The 21,474-nt window shown below is 54.9% G+C and carries 23 protein-coding genes; 3 read left to right on the forward strand and 20 right to left on the reverse strand.

Annotated elements, in window-relative coordinates:
• Positions 1-4 precede the first annotated feature (4 nt).
• From KF947_RS10770 to KF947_RS10780, 3 genes are all read left to right on the forward strand, one after another.
• The gene (locus KF947_RS10770) at positions 5-1,072 is read left to right on the forward strand and encodes an aromatic ring-hydroxylating oxygenase subunit alpha (RefSeq protein ID WP_227406227.1); all 1,068 of its coding nucleotides are present in this window, start codon (positions 5-7) and stop codon (positions 1,070-1,072) included.
• Positions 1,069-2,037, forward strand: a complete 969-nt coding sequence (locus tag KF947_RS10775) for a PDR/VanB family oxidoreductase (protein WP_133732208.1) — start codon at positions 1,069-1,071, stop codon at positions 2,035-2,037. The genes KF947_RS10770 and KF947_RS10775 overlap by 4 nt, the downstream gene beginning before the upstream one ends.
• Positions 2,038-2,108: 71 nt before the next feature.
• On the forward strand, positions 2,109-3,131 hold the full coding sequence (locus KF947_RS10780; RefSeq protein ID WP_227406228.1) for a TRAP transporter substrate-binding protein: 1,023 nt from the start codon (positions 2,109-2,111) through the stop codon (positions 3,129-3,131).
• 362 nt (positions 3,132-3,493) lie between these two features.
• Here the strand turns inward: KF947_RS10780 and KF947_RS10785 are convergent, their stop codons facing one another.
• The 20 genes from KF947_RS10785 to KF947_RS10880 all read right to left on the reverse strand — a co-directional run bounded on the left by KF947_RS10785 (position 3,494) and on the right by KF947_RS10880 (position 21,470).
• Positions 3,494-4,003, reverse strand: coding sequence for a DUF3592 domain-containing protein (locus KF947_RS10785; RefSeq protein ID WP_133732210.1), 510 nt, complete (start codon positions 4,001-4,003; stop codon positions 3,494-3,496).
• Between the two features lie 56 nt (positions 4,004-4,059).
• Entirely contained in the window at positions 4,060-4,323 is a 264-nt protein-coding gene (locus KF947_RS10790) for a PAAR domain-containing protein (RefSeq protein WP_227406229.1), read from the reverse strand.
• Complete coding sequence (locus KF947_RS10795; protein ID WP_227406230.1) at positions 4,320-5,420, reverse strand: hypothetical protein; 1,101 nt, start codon at positions 5,418-5,420, stop codon at positions 4,320-4,322. The genes KF947_RS10790 and KF947_RS10795 overlap by 4 nt, the downstream gene beginning before the upstream one ends.
• 38 nt (positions 5,421-5,458) lie before the next feature.
• Entirely contained in the window at positions 5,459-5,722 is a 264-nt protein-coding gene (locus KF947_RS10800) for a PAAR domain-containing protein (protein ID WP_227406231.1), read from the reverse strand.
• A complete protein-coding gene (locus KF947_RS10805) occupies positions 5,719-6,633 on the reverse strand; it encodes a hypothetical protein (protein ID WP_227406232.1) in 915 nt (304 codons plus the stop codon). Before KF947_RS10805 ends, KF947_RS10800 begins: the two co-directional genes overlap by 4 nt.
• A 43-nt stretch (positions 6,634-6,676) precedes the next feature.
• The gene (locus KF947_RS10810; protein WP_227406233.1) at positions 6,677-6,940 is read right to left on the reverse strand and encodes a PAAR domain-containing protein; all 264 of its coding nucleotides are present in this window, start codon (positions 6,938-6,940) and stop codon (positions 6,677-6,679) included.
• The gene (locus KF947_RS10815; protein WP_227406234.1) at positions 6,937-7,926 is read right to left on the reverse strand and encodes a hypothetical protein; all 990 of its coding nucleotides are present in this window, start codon (positions 7,924-7,926) and stop codon (positions 6,937-6,939) included. The genes KF947_RS10810 and KF947_RS10815 overlap by 4 nt, the downstream gene beginning before the upstream one ends.
• 149 nt (positions 7,927-8,075) lie before the next feature.
• The gene (locus tag KF947_RS10820) at positions 8,076-8,339 is read right to left on the reverse strand and encodes a PAAR domain-containing protein (protein ID WP_227406235.1); all 264 of its coding nucleotides are present in this window, start codon (positions 8,337-8,339) and stop codon (positions 8,076-8,078) included.
• Positions 8,336-9,436, reverse strand: coding sequence for a hypothetical protein (locus tag KF947_RS10825; RefSeq protein ID WP_227406236.1), 1,101 nt, complete (start codon positions 9,434-9,436; stop codon positions 8,336-8,338). The genes KF947_RS10820 and KF947_RS10825 overlap by 4 nt, the downstream gene beginning before the upstream one ends.
• 38 nt (positions 9,437-9,474) lie before the next feature.
• Positions 9,475-9,738 carry a PAAR domain-containing protein gene (locus tag KF947_RS10830; RefSeq protein WP_227406237.1) on the reverse strand — a complete coding sequence of 88 codons (264 nt, stop codon included), beginning with the start codon at positions 9,736-9,738 and terminating at the stop codon, positions 9,475-9,477.
• Positions 9,735-10,838, reverse strand: a complete 1,104-nt coding sequence (locus KF947_RS10835; protein ID WP_227406238.1) for a hypothetical protein — start codon at positions 10,836-10,838, stop codon at positions 9,735-9,737. The genes KF947_RS10830 and KF947_RS10835 overlap by 4 nt, the downstream gene beginning before the upstream one ends.
• 38 nt (positions 10,839-10,876) lie before the next feature.
• Complete coding sequence (locus KF947_RS10840; RefSeq protein ID WP_227406239.1) at positions 10,877-11,140, reverse strand: PAAR domain-containing protein; 264 nt, start codon at positions 11,138-11,140, stop codon at positions 10,877-10,879.
• Complete coding sequence (locus tag KF947_RS10845) at positions 11,137-12,102, reverse strand: hypothetical protein (RefSeq protein ID WP_227406240.1); 966 nt, start codon at positions 12,100-12,102, stop codon at positions 11,137-11,139. Before KF947_RS10845 ends, KF947_RS10840 begins: the two co-directional genes overlap by 4 nt.
• A gap of 55 nt (positions 12,103-12,157) precedes the next feature.
• A complete protein-coding gene (locus KF947_RS10850; RefSeq protein ID WP_227406241.1) occupies positions 12,158-14,077 on the reverse strand; it encodes a hypothetical protein in 1,920 nt (639 codons plus the stop codon).
• Entirely contained in the window at positions 14,074-15,438 is a 1,365-nt protein-coding gene (locus tag KF947_RS10855) for a DUF4123 domain-containing protein (RefSeq protein WP_227406242.1), read from the reverse strand. The genes KF947_RS10850 and KF947_RS10855 overlap by 4 nt, the downstream gene beginning before the upstream one ends.
• 3 nt (positions 15,439-15,441) lie before the next feature.
• On the reverse strand, positions 15,442-17,406 hold the full coding sequence (gene tssI / locus KF947_RS10860) for a type VI secretion system tip protein VgrG (protein WP_227406243.1): 1,965 nt from the start codon (positions 17,404-17,406) through the stop codon (positions 15,442-15,444).
• A gap of 414 nt (positions 17,407-17,820) precedes the next feature.
• The gene (pcaG, locus tag KF947_RS10865) at positions 17,821-18,465 is read right to left on the reverse strand and encodes a protocatechuate 3,4-dioxygenase subunit alpha (protein WP_171051099.1); all 645 of its coding nucleotides are present in this window, start codon (positions 18,463-18,465) and stop codon (positions 17,821-17,823) included.
• 16 nt (positions 18,466-18,481) lie between these two features.
• Positions 18,482-19,213, reverse strand: a complete 732-nt coding sequence (gene pcaH / locus KF947_RS10870; protein WP_088700076.1) for a protocatechuate 3,4-dioxygenase subunit beta — start codon at positions 19,211-19,213, stop codon at positions 18,482-18,484.
• An 88-nt stretch (positions 19,214-19,301) separates the two neighbouring features.
• Entirely contained in the window at positions 19,302-20,234 is a 933-nt protein-coding gene (gene pcaQ, locus KF947_RS10875; protein WP_227406244.1) for a pca operon transcription factor PcaQ, read from the reverse strand.
• Between the two features lie 66 nt (positions 20,235-20,300).
• A complete protein-coding gene (locus KF947_RS10880) occupies positions 20,301-21,470 on the reverse strand; it encodes an alpha/beta fold hydrolase (protein WP_227406245.1) in 1,170 nt (389 codons plus the stop codon).
• Positions 21,471-21,474: the final 4 nt, after the last annotated feature.

The following is a 21,474-nucleotide window of genomic DNA, read 5'->3' on the forward strand; positions in this document are numbered from 1 at the left end:
AACCGTGACTCAACAAACCCCCTTTCCAATGAACACCTGGTACGTCGCCTGCACCCCTGATGAGCTTACCGAAAAGCCACTCGGGCGAACTATTTGCAATAAGCAACTAGTTTTCTTCCGCGGCGATGAAGGTCGCGTAGCCGCCGTGGAGGATTTCTGCCCCCACCGTGGCGCGCCACTCTCCCTGGGCTTTGTCCGTGATGGCAAGCTGGTTTGCGGCTACCACGGCCTTGAAATGAACTGCAGCGGCAAATGCGACAGTATGCCCGGCCAGCGGGTTCGCGGCTTCCCAAGCAATCGTGCCTATCCTGTTGAAGAACGCCACGGCTTTATCTGGATCTGGCCCGGCGACCCCGATAAAGCTGACGCCGATCTGATCCCCGAGCTGCACTGGGCAAACAACCCCGACTGGGCTTATGGCGGCGGCCTCTACCATATTCAGTGTGAATATCGCCTGATGATCGACAACCTCATGGACCTTACCCATGAGACCTATGTGCACGCCTCCAGCATTGGCCAGCCAGAGATAGAGGAAGCCGCACCAAAAACAACGGTTAGCGGCGATGAGGTGGTCACCAGCCGCGAGATGGAGAATATCCCCGCGCCGCCTTTCTGGCAGGCCGCCCTTAGGGGTAACGGGCTTGCCGACGACGTACCCGTTGATCGCTGGCAGATTTGCCGCTTTACCCCGCCCAGCCATGTGTTAATTGAAGTCGGCGTGGCCCACGCGGGCAATGGCGGGGCCAACGCACCGGCCAATGTAAAAGCCTCAAGTATCGTAGTCGACTTTATCACCCCAGAATCAGACACCTCTATCTGGTACTTCTGGGGAATGGCCCGCAACTTCAAGCCGGAAGATCAGGCGCTCACCGACAAGATCCGCGAGGGCCAGGGCAAGATCTTCGAAGAGGATCTTGAGATGCTCGAGGCACAGCAGCGTAACCTACTTCGCTATCCCGACCGCCAACTGCTGAAACTCAATATTGACGGCGGGGGCGTACAAGCGCGCCGCATTATTGATCGCATCTTAAAAGAGGAGCAGGCCGAGCAACCCCAGGAGGCAACGGCATGAGCCACCCCTCTCTATCGCTTATTGTCGAGGTAAAAGCTCGCCATGAGGAGGCGCTTGGCATTGCCACCTTTGAGCTTGCCGACCCGCATGGTCGACCGCTGCCCCCCTTTAGCGCTGGCGCCCACATTGACGTGCAGGTGAAAGAGGGGGTAATCCGGCAATACTCGCTGTGCAACCACTCTGAAGAGCGGGATCGCTACTTGATCGGCGTATTGCGTGATGAGGCCTCCAGAGGAGGCTCCGTCGCCATGCATGATGAAGTTCAAGAGGGTGACCTCTTACTCATTAGCGCCCCTAAAAATCACTTCCCGCTCAAGCCAGCTAAACGAACTTATCTGCTGGCGGGCGGAATTGGCATTACGCCATTGCTTTGCATGGCAGAGCGTTTAGCGCGCACCGAGGCAGACTTCGAGCTGCACTACTGCGCGCGCTCTGCCGAGCGAATGGCCTTTCGCGATCGTATCAAGACATCAAGTTTTGCCAAGAGAGCGCACTTCTATCTGGACGACGACACCGCGGCCCCAGCCCTCGACCTGGAAAAACTGCTTAATGAGCCAGAGGCTGATGCCCAGGTCTACGTCTGCGGCCCTAGCGGATTTATTAACGCCGTCATATCCACAGGTAAACAGTGTGGCTGGCCAGCCGACCAACTGCATACCGAGTACTTTGCAGGCGCGGAAACAACCAGCGAAGATGACGGCAGTTTCGAGGTGCGTATCGCCAGCAGCGGCGCCGCCTTTACCGTGCCCGCCGACAAAACGGTCTACCAAGTGCTGGCCGAAAATGGCATCGACATCATGGTGTCCTGTGAGCAAGGCGTCTGCGGCACCTGCCTAACCCGTGTGCTTGAAGGCGAACCCGACCACCGGGATTTATACCTGGATGACGATGAGCACGCGGCCAACGACCAGTTCACGCCCTGCTGCTCCAGAGCCAAGAGCAAAACCCTTGTGTTGGATCTTTAAGCCAGCATAAAAGCAGTCATAAAAACAGTTACAAAAACGTACCCCGTTGACTAGCCATCAGGATAACGACAATGAATAAACTACCCACACATCTAGCCAAGGCGACGCTGTTTGGCGTGTTCGCCGTCTCATTCGCGGCCCCCGCCGTGGAAGCTAGTACCACACTTCGAGTGGCGCACGTTTGGCCGGGTGGCTCAATGATAGACCGTGAGCTGTTTCAAGCCTGGGCTGAAAGCGTCGAGGAGGCGTCAGATGGGCAGCTGACAGTAGAAGTTTTCCCCAGCCAGACACTAGCGAAATCGGCTCAAACCTACGAAAGTGCTGTCAGCGGTATCGCCGATATTGGTGCCTCTGCCCAAGGTTATACGGCGGGCCGCTTTCCCCTCACGCAAGTCGTCGAGCTGCCGGGGGTCTCATCAAGCGCCCGCCAAGGAGCCTGCATACTCCAGTCGCTTTACGATCAGGGATACTTTGAACAGGAGTACGCCGACACGCGCCCTCTGTTCTTGTTCACTACCGGCCCAGGCTATCTGCATACCAAGGATCAACTGATTGAAACACCGGCTGATCTTGAGGGACTTCGCCTACGCCGCCCCACGCCCGTGGTGGGTGATATGTTCGAGCGCCTAGGCGCCCAAGCCGTGGGTATGCCAGCGCCGGATGTGTTTACCTCCATGCAGCGTGGTGTCGTCGACGGCCTCAGCTTCAACTGGGAAGGCATGAAAACCTTCCGGTTGAACGAACTAGCGCAGTACCATACCGAAGTCCCCCTCTATGACCTTTCGCTGTTCGCCACCATGAGCCAGCGCAGCTACGACAGCCTGCCGGCCGATTTACAGCAGGTGATTGATGACCACAGCGGCTTAGAGTGGTCGCTTCGCGCGGCGGAGGTTTACGACGAGATGATACGCCAAGGGCGTGAAGAAGCCGTCGAAGCCGGACATGAGTTCGTCGTCATCGAAGACGCACTGGAAGATCCTGAATGGGGCCCCGTGCTGCAGCAGACCATTGATGATTACTTGGAAGAGGTTGGCGACTCTGCCAACGATATCTATGAAGCCGCGATGGATTTGCAACAAAGCTGCCCAGCCTAGGCTGGAAGCTATAACAACAGGGCAGCCGACGCTGGCTGCCCTTGCTTACACTTAGAATGCTTACCCACTTAGCATTCGCTCAATGGATAAGCATCTTATTTCCTAAATAGTTTATCTACTACGAACCACCTAGCCCCTACTCCTGTCTCCGTGTAACTCCATCATTCCGTATAAGCACTACCGCTGCACCTTGGCGCTGCTCGAGGCGCTAAGAGTCACGCTGCTGTGATTCGTTTTATCAAACAAAACCACGGCCTTTACTTGATGACAGTCACTCACTCAATAACTGATTAACTTACTGAATTTTGCCTTCAAGCTCTTCTTCCTGAGCATCTAGGTACTCCGCGTCATCTATGCCAAATTCAATTCGCCTTTACTAAGGATATGCGCACTAAAATCAAACCTACAAAAGCGAACACGACTCCCATCAAAGTGCCTAAAAACGTAGTGCTTTTCCAAATATTCCTCACAAGATAGGACTCGCTTGGGTTTGAAGGATTAACCCAAGCAACGAATGTATTCACACCTTGCCTAGAATGCTCAAGCTCGCGATCAAGCCAGTTGGGGTCTTTAGATAAAACATTGTCATAGTTACTAACATCATTATTAACGTACCGACTTCCTTCATATGTATACGTATAGCTGATCTCGGGTCTGTAACTCGGAGATGAATGCCGTCTTCCCCCTGACACTTCCACCATATCCTTTTCTAAAATAACAGTAGGCACTTTATCCCAGAACATACTGCGCCCGTAATCATAAAAAGGAATCATCACCAAACCAAAAAATAAGAATAGACCGATGAAAAAACCACAGGCACCAAATATAAAGAAAAGACCGTATCCTTTCTTAATGTTTAAAAGGCTAATCATTAACCACCCTCAACTTAAATATTGATATTAAAATGGCGAGACGAACAGCGCCCTCGCTACGGCTGAACCTTGGCACTGCTCGATGCGGTAATAATCTCGCCACCATGATCGGTTTTGCAGCCTAGATAAGCCGTGGGCCTGCCATCGTGGTTGGAGTGGCTGGAACCTTCGATAATGGTGGCGCCGCAGCCGGTTTTATCCCCCACCCTCGCCGCGGGCTGGCCCTCTACTCTAGAGGGCGAACCGGTGACAATTTCCGTGGTGCCGTGGCCGGCGACGGGGCAGCTGTGAAGGTCGCCTTTACGGGCAACGGGTTTCATGAAGCAACCGCCGCAATACGCCACTCACCTGCTGATGTACGATAAAACACCATAGGAATAGCAGTTTCTTCTTTATCTGGCTGACTTGGATAAGACCAATAAATCGGGCTAGGTAAAATACGCACAAGGCGCCCATCTCCCATAAACTCCAAACTATCGTCTGCTGGATCATCCGCAATGTCCAAAGGCTGTAAACGCGGGCCATTTGGCTCCTGATGCAATCCAACTAGTTGTGAGCCAACAGGCAGTGATTCAGCATACTCTCTGGCACTCTTCCCCCCGGCCATCAGCAAACCAGTTCGATCCCAAACAGGCTCAAATTCGCGCACAATAGCGTCTGTATTCCCTTCTTCAAATAGGCGGTGCAGACGCTCATAGGCTTGGCGTAACTCATGGCGAAGTCGTGGGGTGTCTTGCAGCGGCGTGGCCTCATTCACCCAGTGAAAATCGGGAATGGTATCCAGCAAACGGAAACTCATATCTACCCGCTCAGCTTCTATACTTTGTCCACTACCAGTTAGTAATTGATCCGGCGAACTCACAACAAACTCTCCCCGCGTGCGCAGGTGTTCAGTTTGATGCACCGTTTCACCATTTATATTGGCAGGATTCTGATGAGAGGCTATAAGCTCACCTTCCTCCATGTCATACCGAAGTTGCAGAGTGTTGATGCGCTCCTTTTCCTGAGTGCGTGTATTAATAGCTTCAATGGAAACATCAACCCAAAAGTCTTCTTTAGGCGCCTGTATATACTCGCCGGTTTCTTCATCCTTTGCGAGGTACCCTGTGTCGTCTTCAAGAAGGGGTGCATAAATAAGCGATATCGTATTTTGACCTTCTTTCAGGCTAGGACTAATTGGATATGAGATAGAATATTGTTCTATAAAGCGATGAGACAGCACATTCACATCATTAACACGCAATACCCACGCTGCGCCTTCCGTATGAATATTGACCCAGTATTCGCGTTCAATTGGCTGTGCCATGGCGCTGGACGATAGGCTGAGCAGACACACGATGGCGAGCCTCGCGACAACCCAAGCGCTATAGCTACCGAATGGTGCGCCTACCACTAAACGACTAACGACTCCTTTCAAGGTATCGCTCCTGGTAACTCCATCATTCCACATAAGCACTAAGGCTGAACCTTGGCACTGCTCGACGCGGTAATAATCTCGCCACCATGATCGGTTTTGCAGCCTAGATAAGCCGTGGGCCTACAATCGTGGTTGGAGTGGCTGGAACCTTCGATGATGGTAGCGCCGCAGCCGGTTTTATCACCCACCCGCGCCACGGGCTGGCCCTCCACTTGCGAGGGCGAACCGGTGACAATTTCCGTGGTGCCGTGGCCGGGAATGGGGCAACGGTGGAGATCGCCTTTACGGGCAACGGGTTTCATCGGCAGATTTCCCACTGGCCATCGCGGCGAATGAAGTAGAGGCTTACGTAGCTAGCACGACCTTCCTGTGAAACATTATTAAAACGGATGGGTTCACTTACTCCTTTTGTGGTCAGCCATGCCACGCGATTATCTGCACCCAAGTTTAACGTCATGGGCTCTTCGGGGAAGTCGTCTAACTGGTAGAGATCCGGGTTATCGAAGTACAGATTGTAGCTAAACCTATCCCGAACGTAGTCTTCTGGGGTCCCCGAGGCCAGAGCCAGCTCTGTTGTTCTTGTCGAGGCGGCGGCTAACAGGGCATCGTTATCGCCTGCGGCAAACAGCGTATGTAGCCGACGATATTCGCGGGTTAGGCTAGCACGGGTGGCATCATTGTCGTTTAGTACATCGCCCTCTTCCCAGCACCAGGTAGGCATCGGTTGGCGGTTGTTGAAGGGAACGGTTAATTTAAAGTAGTCTTGATCCCAGCTAATATCGCTTTCTCGCGGCTGCACGGGGGCGGCCTGATCTATTGACACGATCTCAGGCTTGGCGTCTTTTACGCCGGGCATCATCACCACTTCAAACGCTGTTTTAGCATCAATGTTAGGATTTTCGTCGGGCTCCCAATACTCTACGGAGAGGCGAAGTTCGTGCTGCTCTTCAAATGGTTCAGCAGATGGTACTGGCCAAGCGTAAAACTGAAGGGCATTGCGTCCATTACGGACATACTGGGTAATAGGCAACATTGTGTTCTGCTCGCTCGGCACCCCTTTAAAATCAAGCATAACGTCTTGTATGTCTACTGATGACGCTAAGCCATTAACGCTCCAGCGAACGCCAAACTGATACTCGGTTTCCTGTGCCATTGCTGGTGCACTGATCAGCGTCAGCGCAATAATCCAAAAGTAAGCCACCCATTTTTTCATGCTGTGATATGCCTTTTGCAACTCCATAAACTAACACGATCCTTCAAGGCTGCACCTTGGCACTGCTCGATGCGGAAATAATCTCGCCACCATGGTCGGTTTTACAGCCCAGGTACGCGGTGGGCTTACCATCGTGGTTGGAGTGGCTGGAACCTTCGATAATAGTGCCCCCACAGCCGGTTTTATCACCCAGCCGCGCCACGGGCTGGCCCTTCACTTGCGAGGGCGAACCGGTGACAATTTCCGTGGTGCCGTGGCCGGGAATGGGGCAGCGGTGGAGGTCGCCTTTGCGAGCGATGGGTTTCATGAAGCAACCGCCGCAATACGCCACTCACCTGCTGATGTACGATAAAACATCATAGGGATGGCCGTTTCTTCTTTATCTGGCTGACCTGGATAAGACCAATAAATCGGGCTGGGTAAAATACGAACAAGGCGCCCATCTCCCATAAACTCCAAACTATCGTCTGCTGGATCATCAGCAATGTCCAATGGTTGTAAACGTGGGCCATTTGGCTCCTGATGCAATCCAACTAGTTGTGAACCGATAGGCATTGATTCGATGTAATCCCTGGCGCTCTTTCCCCCTGCCATCAACAATCCTGCACGACCCCAAACAGGTTCAAATTCGCGCACAATAGCGTCTGTATTACCTTCTTCAAATAGGCGGTGCAAACGCTCATAGGATTGGCGTAACTCGTGGCGTAGCCGTGGGGTGTCTCGCAGTGGCGTGGCATCATTCACCCAGTGAAAATCGGAAATGTTATCCAGCAAACGGAAGCTCATATCGACCCGTTCCGCCTCTATGCTTTCCCCATTACCAACCACTAGACGATCCGGCGAGTTAACCTGAAACTCCCCACGGGTGCGCAGGTGTTCGCTCTGATGTGCCGTCTCGCCGATAACGTTGGCAGGGTTTTTGGGGAAATCTATCAACTCGCCCGTCTCCATATCGTAGCGTAGCTGCAACGTATGAATTCCCTCCCTCGCTTGAGTCTGTGTGTTAATAGCCTCAATGGTGACGTTGACAAAGAAATTGTCTTTAGGCCCCTGCGTTAACTCGCCCGTTTCAGCATCCTGTAATAAATTGCCTGCTTCGTCCTCAAGCAGCGGCGCATAAATAAAGGAAACCGTATTGGCGCCTTCTTTTAAATTAACGCTAATGGGATATGAAATAGAGTAGTACTCAGTCGACTTATGAGACTGTACATATAAATCATTAATTCTTAGCGTCCACGCGGCACCTTGGGTATGAATATTCACCCAGTACTGGCGATCAATTGGCTGCGCCATGGCACTGGTCGCTAAGCTGACCAAGCAAGCGATGGCAAGCCAAGCGATAACCGAAGCACTATATTTTCCAAATGATGCGCTTATCACTAACCGCCCAACGACTCCGTTCAATTCCTGTCTCCTTCCACAACTGTCATTCCGCATAAGCGCTACGGCTGAACCTTGGCACTGCTCGACGCCGTAATAATCTCTCCACCATGATCCGTTTTGCAGCCCAGGTAGGCGGTGGGCCGACCATCGTGATTGGAGTGGCTGGAACCTTCGATAATGGTGGCGCCGCAGCCGGTTTTATCCCCCACCCGCGCCACGGGCTGGCCCTCGACTTGAGAGGGCGAACCGGAGACAATTCCCGTGGTGCCGTGGCCGGGAATGGGGCAACGGTGGAGGTCACCTTTACGGGCAACGGGTTTCATGCAGACACCGTCGCGATACGCCACTCACCAGATGCCGTGCGGTAGAAAACCACTGGCAAGACATCGCTTTTTTGATTAGCTTGGTTTGGGTATGACCAACGAAGCGGGCTGGGTAAAATGCGTACTAAGCGTCCGTCGCCCATAAACTCTAAGCTATCGCCAGCGGGGTCGTTGGCAAGACGCAGTGGTTCTAGCTGAGGCCCATCAGGCTCTTGGCGCATACCTATAGTTTGTGAAGCGAAAGGAAGAGAAGCAATGTATTCCCGTGCACTCTTGCCCCCTGCCATGAGCAACCCAGCGCGATCCCAAACGGGTTCACCTTCACGCAAAATGGCGTCAGTATTACCTTCCTCATATAGGCGATGCAGACGCTCATAGGCTTGGCGTAACTCGTGGCGTAGCCGTGGGGTATCTTGCAGCTGGGCCGCATCATTCACCCAGTGAAAATCGGGAATGGTATCCAGCAAACGGAAGTTCATATCGATCCGTTCAGCCTCTATGCTTTCCCCATTACCAACCACCAAACGATCCGGTGAGCTCACCTGAAACTCCCCCCTAGTACGCAAGTGCTCGCTCTGGTGTACCGTCTCGCCGATAACGTTGGCAGGGTTTTTGGGGAAATCTATCAACTCGCCCGTCTCCATATCGTAGCGCAGCTGCAACGTATGAATCCCCTCTTTCGCTTGGGTCTGTGTGTTAATAGCCTCAATGGTGACGTTGACAAAGAAATTTTCTTTAGGCCCCTGCATTAACTCGCCCGTTTCAGCATCCTGCAATAAATTGCCTGCTTCATCCTCAAGCAGCGGCGCATAAATAAAGGAAACCGTATTGGCGCCTTCTTTTACATTAACGCTAATGGGATATGAAATAGAGTAGTACTCAGTCGACCTATGAGACTGTACATATAAATCATTAATTCTTAACGTCCACGCGGCACCTTGGGTGTGAATATTCACCCAGTACTGGCGATCAATTGGCTGCGCCATGGCGCTTGTCGATAGGCTGACCAAGCAAGCGATGACGAGACAAACGAGGCCCCAAGTGCTGTATTTTCCAAATGAGGCGCCTACCACTAACCGACTAACGACTCCTTTCAAGACATCTCTCCTTGTAACTCCATCGTTCCGCATAAGCGCTACGGCTGAACCTTGGCACTGCTCGACGCCGTAATAATCTCGCCGCCGTGATCAGTTTTACAGCCCAGGTAGGCGGTGGGCTTACCATCATGGTTAGAGTGGCTGGAGCCTTCAATAATGGTGGCGCCGCAGCCGGTTTTATCACCCACCCGCGCTGCGGGCTGGCCCTCTACCTGAGAGGGCGAACCGGTGACAATTTCCGTGGTGCCGTGGCCGGAAATCGGGCAGCGGTGCAGGTCGCCTTTGCGGGCAACGGGTTTCATGAATCAACATCCGCAATCCGCCAATCTCCCGAAGAGGTGCGATAAAACATCATTGGCATTACATCCTCTTCTTTATCCGGCTGGCCTGGATAAGACCAATAAATCGGGTTGGGTACAATACGCACCAAGCGCCCATCTCCCATAAACTCCAAACTATCGTCAGCTGGGGTATCAGCAAAATCCAATGGCTGTAAGCGAGGCCCATCAGGCTCTTGGTGCAATCCCACTAACTGTGAACCGATAGGCATTGATTCGATGTAATCCCTGGCGCTCTTTCCCCCTGCCATCAACAATCCGGCACGACCCCAAACAGGTTCAAATTCGCGCACAAGGGCGTCTGCATTGCCTTCTTCGAATAGGCGATGTAACCGCTCATAGGCTTGGCGTAACTCGTGGCGTAGACGTGGGGTGTCTCGCAGCGGGGTCGCATCGTTCACCCAGTGAAAATCGGGAATGGTATCCAGCAAACGGAAACTCATATCTACCCGTTCCGCTTCTATACTTTCCCCATTACTCACCACTAGACGATCCGGCGAGCTCACCTGAAACTCCCCGCGAGTACGCAAGTGTTCGCTCTGGTGTATCGTCTCGCCGATAACATTGGCAGGGTTTTTGGGGAAATCTATCAACTCACCTGTCTCCATATCGTAGCGTAGCTGCAACGTATGAATCCCCTCCTTCTCTTGAGTACGGGTGTTAATAGCCTCAATGGTGACGTTGACCCAAAACGTCGATTTAGGCCCCTGCATTAACTCGCCTGTTTCAGGATCACGCTTTGACTCCCCTGTGGTCTCATCTCCCAGTATCGGCGCATAAATAAAGGAAACCGTATTGGCGCCTTCTTTCAAATTTACGCTAATGGGATACGATATGGAGTACTGCTCTGTAGTGCTATGAGACTGTACATGCAAGTCATTAATTCTTAACGCCCACGCGGCACCTTGGGTATGAATATTCACCCAGTACTGGCGATCAATTGGCTGCGCCATGGCACGGGGCGATAGGCTGACCAAGCAAACGCTGGCGAGCCAAGCGATAACCAAAGCGCTATATTTTCCAAATAAGGCACCTGTCACTAACCGCCCAATGACTCCGTTCAATTCCTGGCTCCTTCCACAATTGTCATTTTGCATAGGCGCTATGGCTGAACTCTGGCACTGCTCGACGCCGTAATAATCTCGCCACCATGATCGGTTTTGCAGCCTAGATAAGCCGTGGGCCTACCATCATGGTTAGAGTGGCTTGAGCCTTCGATAATGGTAGCGCCGCAGCCGGTTTTATCACCTACCCGCGCCACGGGCTGGCCCTCAACAAAAGAGGGCGAACCAGTGATAATTTCCGTGGTGCCGTGGCCGGGGATGGGGCAGCGATGGAGATCGCCTTTGCGGGCAATGGGTTTCATGAAGCAACCGTTGCGAGACGCCACTCGCCTGATGCTGTGCGATAAAACACAACTGGCAGTCGATGGAATCGATCAGGCTCATTGGGGTATGACCAGCGGATTGGGGTGGGTAAGATGCGAACCAAGCGCCCATTACCCATAAATTCTAAACTATCACCAGCAGGATCGTCAGCAAGGCGCAACGGCTCTAGCTGCGGAGAACCAGGCTCCTCACGGAGACCTGCAAGCTGTGAGGCGATAGGAAGAGATTCTGTATATTCTCTGGCGTTTTTCCCCCCAGCCATTAGTAGCCCAGCGCGGCCCCACATTGCCTCACCTTCACGTAAGATTGCATCAGTCTTACCTTCTTCAAATAGGCGATGTAACCGCTCATAGGCTTGGCGTAACTCATGGCGAAGTCGTGGGGTATCTTGCAGCGGCGTCGCATCATTCACCCAGTGAAAATCGGGAATGGTATCCAGTAAGCGGAAGCTCATGTCAACCCGTTCAGCAGCCAGTAAATCACCATTATCAATGACTAATCTGTCTGGCGAGTTAACCTGAAACTCCCCACGTGTACGCAGATGTTCGGTCTGATGTATCGTCTCGCCAAGCGGATTGGCAGGATTGTTGGGGAAATCTACCAGCTCACCAGTATCCATATCGTAACGCAGCTGCAGCGTATTAATGCGTTCCTTCTGCTGGGTGCTAGTATTGATCGCCTCAATGGAGACATCGACATAAAAAGTCGATTTGGGCCCTTGGATAAACTCGCCCGTTGCAGGATCCTGCTCTATTAACGGTGCATAAATGAACGACACCGTATTTTGCCCTTCCCTTAGGCTCGTGCTAATCGGGTACGAAATAGAGTACTGCTCTGTCAATTTATGAGAGCGCACATTTATATCATTAATTCTTAACGTCCACGCGGCACCTTGGGTATGAATATTCACCCAGTACTGGCGATCAATTGGCTGCGCCATGGCTAGCTCCTGAAACATCAATAAACATAAAAAAAGCCCCCAACTCAGTAACCTTTTAGAAAGGCACCCATACTCCCTCTTCCTTAGGCCAAATTGTTTTTCCATCACCCTCATCTCCTTCAATCTCGGCTATTTTTTCTGTACCCGATGCTTTCGCTCGCGCTGAGCTGGACATACTGGCTGCATTTGTATTCGACGCATCAATCGAAGAGTTCACTTGCTCCGAGAGACTCTCACTCTCTTCGCCTTCCACCAACTCAAAGCTACCTTCGGAGGAAATTCCTGCTCCACTGCTGTCACCCCCTTCTCCATCATCACCCCAAGTAACTTCCGCATAAGCCTCCCCGGTGACCTTAACGCCTTCAAAGGTATAGCGTTTCATCCGCTGGCCTTCGTCGTTGTTCTTTACTTCCCACATCCAGGAGGTATGAATAGAACCGCGCACGCCCGCCCGAGCTCTAACCATGAAAACACTGCCTTCTACATGGAGCTTTATTTCTGCTAAGCCGAGAATTTGCAATGTTCCTCTGAAATCGCTTGTCACATCACGAGCGTTAAACTCCATGCCCTCACCGGAGGCCGGTATGCGGTAGGAAACTACACCATCCTTGCCCAAGGTATGCTGCAACGACCCTGTTGCACTCAGCTCCAGATAGCCTTCTATGGTTGCGTTCACTTTCTCGCCTGCTTTTATTCGAGCGCGCGCATCCTGAATCCGATTGGCGCCAGCAGGGGTTAACGCAATTGATGCAATCACTTCGATCAAGTCAATTCTGCCTGTCACCCCCAGGCTGAGAACCGACTCCAGACTGCCGATATTAAGCTGCAGATCTGGGCTGCTTGGCACCGGCACTAGCTCAAACCCGGAGGGCTTAAACGACAGCGATTTGCTAATGATGACGCCAGAACCAATGGAAGAACGATCGTACGCCACCGTGTCACTGGGACTCCCCATGGAAAAGTAGCGGTCAATCTTCTGTATTGTCTCGACCATAATGCCGATTAGACCAGGCGCATCGTTTTGGCGTGGGATACCCTTAGGCTCGCCACCCGCGGCTTCGGCACTGCTTGACCAATCCAGTGTATGCCGACCGTACTGACCCGAAAGCGTACCCGTTGCTGACACTCTCGCCGACACTTCACTGGTCATAATGACGGTTTCTACAGCTAGGGTAACGTCGCCTTCTAGCTTCATGTAGGGATAAGGAATGACCTTCAGGGAGTGGCTAATATCTTTGCCCGGCAAACACTGCATGGGGAGGAAGTTGGCCTGCCCGCCATGACCATTCAATAAGCGGCCGCCGAGTACCGCTTCAAAGGCCACAAAGCCCAGCGTGATATCGAAGGGAATAAAATCGTTAAGGCTTCCCGCCAATCGCGTCGGTTGGTCGTAAGTGATAGGAACATCGACCTGCTGCTCGGTAAGCTTCTGTATTCCACTGTCGAATCCAACAGCACCACAGGAATTGATACAGGCCCCTATACAAGGAACATCGTCAGTACGACCGTTTTGACAGCTTGTTTCGCCTTCCCATACGACTTCCACATTGGCCGTTAGCGGGCCTGAGGCGGCATTCTCTTGGGGTCTTGCGACCACGAGCAAGGTCATTGCGTCATCAACAGCGGGCCATTCAACCTTGCGTGAACTATCCTCCTTGTCACTGACGCTCCCAGCCTTAAGGCAGCATCCATCGTCCTGGGTACACTTCACACAGGTCTCAGCGAACGCTGTATCTGGCCCACCTTCCTCTGCTGAATCACTGCTAGCCGATGGAATAGGAGTTTCGGTCAGCGGTTCGGCTCCGCTTTCTCGGTACTCCTGGTAAAGGCGACGAGCCGTGCCCTCTTCATCCACCGGCTCCCTGTTTTGGAGTGCACTGTGAAGCGAACGCAAGACGGAGCCTGGCCTCTCGAAGGCCTCCGGCTGCGTTTCTAACAGGTACACCATCTCTTCAAAGCCCGGCTGGTAGCTCATGACCGCTCCTCGCTAACGATGGGCCGAAAATTATCGTGTTGCATATCACCTTCCTCATCGCGATTCGGTGCCAAAAGTGTGCGTCTGATGCGCCCTTTGGGTAGCCAGGCTTCCAGTTGGTCACGTTTTCGCCAAGCGGCGGTTGTCGGACTGCTGAGGATCCGCTGGGCCTCGGCATATCCGTTGGGAAACGTATCGCCCAGTTCCATTACGCACTTGGCAAGCAGTTTGATCTGCTTCTTAGTGGCAAGCCCATAGCGCTGCCCTAGCTGTGCGGCCGTTTGAACACTGTCTAGCAGCTCATCCACGGTGGCCTGGGGGTAGGCTGGCTTGAGCGAAAGCGCCAGGGCTCCTTGCGCCCGCTGCTCCACCAGCTCCCCAAAGCGCTGATACTCCGCCGGCCCTATCGCAAACTGCCGCCCCTGGCCGTTGGCGGCGCGGGCATCGTCGCTGAGGGCAATGCGCATTAGCCTTCCCTGTACGTCGCTGGCATCGGCGTCGAGCTCAATCACGGGGGTTAATTCAAGCTCAGCGGGAAACACCATTAAAGGCGAGGCAGGCACTATCACCGTTTCGAGTGGCGCCATAAAAGCCGCCAGCTTCCAGGGTTCCAGGGCTTGGCTCATATCCAGCGCCACCCGGGGGTCGTAGAATCGGAAGTAGACCGGGGCCTGGTCGTTGGCGGGCGTCCAGAGCATGGTGAACTTGCGCAGGTGGCTGCGCAGTTGCTTTAGGGTGGCGTTGGATTGCAGCAATATCCCCCAGTGTTGATCCTGGGGCAGGTCTTCCAGCCATTGGCGTACGTCGCTGTCGGCTTCCAGGCGCACCAGCCAGGGAGCATTGGCTTGAGTGGCACTATCCGTTGAGGCATACAGGCAGGCGCTTTGGGCCTCGGCTTGGCTTAGGCGCTGCATTGCTTCGCGGCAGTTAACCCCGTCGATGACCGCCCATAACGGTGGCTGATGGGGGGCAAACAGCGCTTGCCAAGTGGTCTCTTGATAATTCACCGGCGGGAGAACCGCTGCTGGTTCAGGTTCAGGCGCGGGTTCCGGCAACAGGGGCAGCATCTCGCCATACGCCACCGGGTGTTGCGACGAGGTGGTGTGGGCCAGTTCCACCAGCCCGTGGGCGATACCTTCTCGGCGGCAGCGCTGGAGCAGGGTCTCAATGGCATCGAGGCGGATCAGCCCCAGGCCGTCAGCGTGGCACTGCTGCTGTAACAGCGCCCTGACCTGGTCGGCGTCCTCGGCCAGTACCGCGACCACGGTGACCGCTTCGTCGGCCTCCTCTTCCCAGCGTCGAGCACTGGGGGAATAAGCCATCACATGGCAGCGGGCGAGCCAGTAGTCGGCCATGGCCATGGGTTATTCCCCTTCGAGCGGGCAGTGGGAGACAAACGGGCTGCCTTCCCCTGCAGCGGCTTCCAGCACGGCGGGTATGCTGGGCAGCGCCGCCGCGCTGGGCGATGCCGAGCCAACATTGAGTACCGGGGTGACATCCACACTGCCACCACCGACCACCAGCGCGGCGCCACCGGCGACCAGGGTGATCTTGCTGGCATCGAGGATAAGCTCGCCATCGGCTTTAAAGGTGATATCGCCATTGGCATGGGTCTGATAGCTGCCGCCCACCGTTGACCCACGGTCACCGTCTATCTGTTCGGTGTGATTGGTACGCACGGTGATATCGCGATTGCCGTCGATGGTTTCAACACGGTCCTTGGCGACCGCTAAATGGGAGTTATTGCCAATGGTGGCGGTGTCGTCGAACTCGACCCGTTTCTGGCGGGAGTTGAGGACATGCAGCTCCATATTTTTCTGGGCATGCATGTAGATAAACTCTTCCCCGGCCTTGTCTTCAAAGCACAGCTCGTTGAAGCCTTCGCCTTGGTGGGTCTGGGTTTTGATCGTGGTGCGGGTTTTGTGCTCCGGGAGAAGATACGGTGGCGTATTCACGGCATGGTAGGTACGCCCGGTGATCAGCGGCTGATCCGGATCGCCTTCAAGGAACGAAATCGTGACCTCATGCCCGATCCGCGGTATAGCGATACTGCCGTAACCCGCCCCTGCCCAGCCTTGGGATACCCGCACCCAGCAGCTGGCCTTCTCATTAGGCTCCGCATAGCGATCCCAGGGAAACTGCACCTTGACCCGGCCGAATTCATCACAGTGGATCTCCTCCCCTGGGGGCCCGACCACAAACGCCACCTGAGGGCCGTCCACCCGCGGCTTGGGGTTAGGCGTTGCCCGCCAAGCGGTATTACCTGGCCCCAGCACCAGCGTGTTGTGGTAGCGGGTCATCCCGCCCGTATCGCTGCTGGAGATGCTGTCTTCTTCCAGCGCCTGGGGCTGTTCGCCGTAATGGGTGACCTCGATAAGCTGCCAGTCGCGGTTGAGGGCGTCGGCATCGTGATCGGTGAGGGTAAAGCGCGCCCCTGGGGCAAGCTCGGGTAGGTCACTCTCGGCATGTGCCGTGATCGCCTCTCGGCGCAGGTATTCTAAGCGCGTGCGGGTAAACGGCTTGCCGGAAGCATCCTGCTTATAGCGCCCCGGGTAGTCGTAGTGTTCATAGTCGGCGCGCTGGCCGTGTTGCTCAACGTCGCGGCCCTGGTGCTCATGCAGCTGTGCATAGGCCGGGTTCTTGAAGGTGTAGTCCTTCAGTGTGGCAGAGGAACTGGCCACCCGCGCCGTCTGGCGCAGTTTGCGCACATAGCGGGTAGGCGGCGTTCCCCCCGCGCGGCTGTGATAGGTGCGCTCGCCCAAGCTGCTGAGCATTTTAGGATCATCGCTAAAGACCAGGCGATGGGATCCTACTTCAAAGGTATGGTAGTAAAACAGCCCCTCTTCCGCAGCGAGGCGTTCGATAAAGGCGAGGTCGGTCTCGCGATACTGAACACAATATTCACGTTCGACGGGCTCGCGCGTAACATCAAACGTTATGTCACTAATGCCGCGTTCCTGGCAGAGGGTGGTGATAATGGTGATGGGCGTGACTTTTTGGAAAATACGCGAGTTATGGCGTAGCGAAAGCCGCCACAGCGCAGGGCGCAGTACCAGGGAGTAGAAGGTGCGGCGGTGCCCGCGATCGCCCTGGGAAAATTCGCTGACAATGCCATGAAGGTGGCGCAGCGCTTCGCCGCTGTGCCACACGGTGAGCGTGGCGTCACGATCCAGCAGCTCGGCGGCATTGAGTTGGCCATTGCGACTGGCAAAGTTGAGCGTTAGCTCAAAGGGGGCGGAAAGGGCCTCGCGGTGAGTAAAGTCCACCACGGCGACATCGTCTACGCCGGGTAGTGTCAGCGTAAAGGATAGACCGTTGCCGTTTGCCATCGCCTCCCTCCTTGGATCGTCGATTACGAATGAGAGGCGCTAGCGTAGCGAGATACCGTGAGGGCGCAACCGCTGGCAGTTACGAAGCGGAGATGATCTGAGCACTGCTCGGTGTTTTAAAGCCTACCAAAGCAGAAACAACATATAAAAATCAGCCACTTAAAAAATAAAGACTTATTGTCAGCACTCTCTTTGTAAGAAATCTCTTACAAAATTTTCCGAAATGTCTTACACAAACTTTTCCTTCCAGTGCCGTTTAATCATTATGCCGCTGCTCAAGATCCTGGAAAAACCACTGTGATAAGTCCCACCCAATAGCACCTGCTGCGCAAATTGATCATCTCGCCAGACACACAAAAAAGCGCCATGACATCGTCACAGCGCTTTTTTTGCAGAGGCGAGAATAACGACTACTCAAAAATCAAAAAACACCGTCTCGCCTTCGCCCTGCAGGCGGATATCAAAGCGATAACGTACCTTTCCATTTGCCTCTTCTCGCTTGGCGATTAGCGTTTGGCGTCGCGTCGGTGACTCAATACGCGTGAGCACCGGGCACTGGGCGTTCGCCTCAGCTTCATCATCGAAGTAGAGCCGTGTTTGCAGGTGAACATTGACACCCCGGGCAAAGACCGCCAGGTTAATATGCGGCGCCATTGGCTGGCCGCTGGGGTGCTTCACCGCGCCGGGCTTAATGGTGGTTAGCGACCACTCGCTGCCGTGGTCAAACGTCGTCGCGGTACGGCCGAAGCTATTGAACGGCTTGCTGAGGTCGTAATCGGATTGGTAGTTGCCGGCGGCATCGGCTTGCCACGCTTCTAAAAACGCATCGCGCACCAGGTCACCATTGCCGTCGATAACGGTGCCGACGACTTCGATATGCTCGCCCTCGGCGTCGGGCTTGGCCATCTCGTTCCAGATCTCTTCATCCCGTACGGGGTTGCCGGCTGCGGCGAGCGCCAGACCAATATGCACGTAGGGGCCAGCAGTTTGCGACGCCGTTTCGCGCAGCATAAGCTCGCTAGTTGGCTGCGTGTTGGGCTGAATAGCGGGTTGTTTCATGAGGTTTCCCCTGGCCTTACTGGTTTTCGAAGTAGGTTTGCAGTTCACCGCGCACCACGATGTCAAAGCGATAGGCCAGGCAGTCCATCGGTTTACTGTGCGCCATATCGAGTCGGCCGATCATGGTTTCCACTGCGTCAGGATCTCTGAGCGTATGCACAATGGGGCACAGGGGAATCAGCGGATCACCTTCAAAATACATCTGAGTAATCAGCCGGGTTGAGATCGAGGGGCCGGTTACCGATACGTGAATATGCGCTGGGCGCCAGCTGTTCACATCGTTGGGCCACGGGTAGGGGCCAGGCTTGATGGTGCGAAAACGGTACATACCCTGCTCATCGGTCAAACAGCGACCTACTCCGCCGAAGTTAGGGTCTAGCGGCGCCAGATACCTGTCGTTTTTGTGGCGATAGCGACCGCCAGCATTGGCCTGCCACATTTCCACCAGGGTATGCGGTACCGGCTTACCAAACTGATCCACCACTCGGCCAAACATCATAATCCGCTCGCCCTGGGGGAGTCCGCCCCGGTCTGGATCCTGGCGGAAGTTCAGCAGTAGATCGTTATCGTGGGGCCCCATGCGCAGGTGGCTGAAGTCTGGGCCGGTCAGTTCGGAGGCGGTGGGTTGCTGCATACTCACCAGCGCCTGCTGTGGCGAGCGCGGTACCGAGGTTTTATAACCCGGCGTATAGGCTGGGGGATGCCAGTTGCGGTCACGGGTCACAAAGCGGTTATTGTCATTTGGCATACAGGTATCTCAAGGATTGAAACGGACGGTATTAGTGTCATGGTTAATCCACCACCTGCCAATTAATAACTTATCCAACCCTAATAACCTATAGGTTATGCCCTTTGACAACGTCGGCAGCCACTTCCCGCAACACTTCGCAGAACGTTTCAGTCGCCAGAGTAGGGCGCAGTGAACGGTTGATACATGCCCCGACGGAACCGCCATGGGGCTCTAAGGGCAGGGCGAGTTCGCAGAGCTCTCTGCGCTCAAGGGATGAACGCACCGCTTCTTCTGGCGCCACCCAAATAGCATCACCGGTAAGCGTATAACGCTGTCCCAACGCTAACGACAGTGTCTCAATGCGCTGGGCTGGCAGCGTGAGCCCATGACGTACAAAGAAGCTATCGACTTGTTGGCGGAGCGTGGTTTGCGGCGGCGGCACAATCCAGGGGTAGGCGCAGAGTTTATCGGCACCTGGCTCCTGTTCGAGCAGTAACGGGTGGCCTGCGCGAACCACTAGCTGAAGACGTTCGTAATAGAGGTGTTCAAAGCTCAGATCATGAATTTCGCGCGCTTCTGTCATGCGGCCTACCACAACATCCAGCTCACCGCGGCGCAAACGCGAAAGCAGGAAGGCGCTGGTGCCGGTAACCACCTGTGCGCCTCGTTCGGTGGTGGTACTCATCTGCCAACGGCGCAGAGCTTCAGGTAGGAGCCAACTTTCAACCGTAGATAGCGTGCCTACGCGCAACCAGTGAGAGCCGGTTTGAACGGCCTGAATAGCATCCACGCCCTCCTCCAGCGCGCGCACTGCCGGGCCTGCATGTCGAAGCAGTGTCAGTCCAGCCTGGGTAAGGGAAACACCACGGGGAGTGCGCTCGAATAGCTGGACAGCGAGGGTATCCTCTAGCTCACGAATGGTTTTGGAGATACCCGGCTGAGTAATGGCGAGGCTTTCAGCGGCGCGGGCAAAACTTCGCTGCCGCGCCACTTCGAGAAACGCCTGCAAGTGCCGTAGTTTTATCCGCGCGTTGAGCATAACACCCTCACAATAACCCTTTGGTTATGAGGATACCCTGTCAGCACGTGTACAGCGAGTGGCGCTTTACTCGCCCCACCCCAGCTCTTTGGCAAGCGAAAAAGCGTGATTTGCCGCTGGAACACCGCCGTAGATGGCCACGTGCATCAGCACCTGGCGCAGCTCGGCTTCCGTTAGCCCAATACGCTTGGCTGTTTTCAAGTGCAGCGTTAGCTCTTCACGGCCGAGGGCGGCGAGAATGCCGGTGGTGATCATGCTGCGCTCACGGCGGGTTAGGTCGTTATTGCTCCACAGTTCGCCCCAGGCCAGACGGGTAATCATCTGCTGGAAGGGTGCATCCAGGCTGTTGGCGTTGGCGGTAGAGCGCGCTACATGCTCTTCTCCCAATACCTGCTTGCGGGTTTCAAGGCCAGTGGCGTAAGCCACGCCGTGGTTGGCCACGTCGCCCAGATCCGTTGCCATCACGGCAAGGAGCTTTTGCGCGAACAGCGGCGGGGCTTCTACCGCAGGCACATGGCCGACGTCCTCAAAAATCTCCAGCGGTGCGTCACCGAGCTCTGCCGCCAGGGCTTCCAGCGTCGCGGAGGGTGTAGCCATATCCTCACTGCCGCCAAATAACTGCACTTTGACCTGCTTAGCAGCTAATTTGCCAGTGAAGGTATCGCGGCCAAGCATTTCGCACAGCTGGGCGTAGGACTCATCGTCGCCACGGCCCATTTGTACGCACCATCCCGCTTTCAGCGCCGGGCTTTCCTCAAACGCCGCCGGGGCAAACCAGCGAGGCACGATCTCTTCAGACATCGCTGCTAGGCCTTCCTGCCGCACGCGGCCTGCGCGGGTGTTCCAGAGATCCGGATTACCAATCACCGCGCCAGTGTTGGTCAGCGTAGCGGAGAGCAGGCGATCACCATACTCGGCAATCAACTGTTGGCCAACGACACCGCCAATGGATGTCCCGGCAAAGTGAAAGCGCTCAGCGCCCGCCAGTTCTGCCAATGCCAAGGCCTCGGCGGCTAGATCAGCGGGCGTAATTTGCGTACCGCTGACTGCCTGACTAGCACCGTGGCCGGGAAGATCCCAGGTCAGCACCCGATAGCGGGGCAGCAGCGCGGGAATCACGTCATCCCATACTGCCTGGCTCATGCCCAAAGGGTGCGCCAGCACGACCAGCGGGTTCACTTCCGAGCCGAGCAGCCGATAGGCCACGCTGCGGCCGTTGATGCTATGAAATGCCATGACG

The sequence above is a fragment of the Halomonas sp. FeN2 genome (genome assembly GCF_020595105.1).
GTDB lineage: Bacteria > Pseudomonadota > Gammaproteobacteria > Pseudomonadales > Halomonadaceae > Vreelandella > Vreelandella neptunia.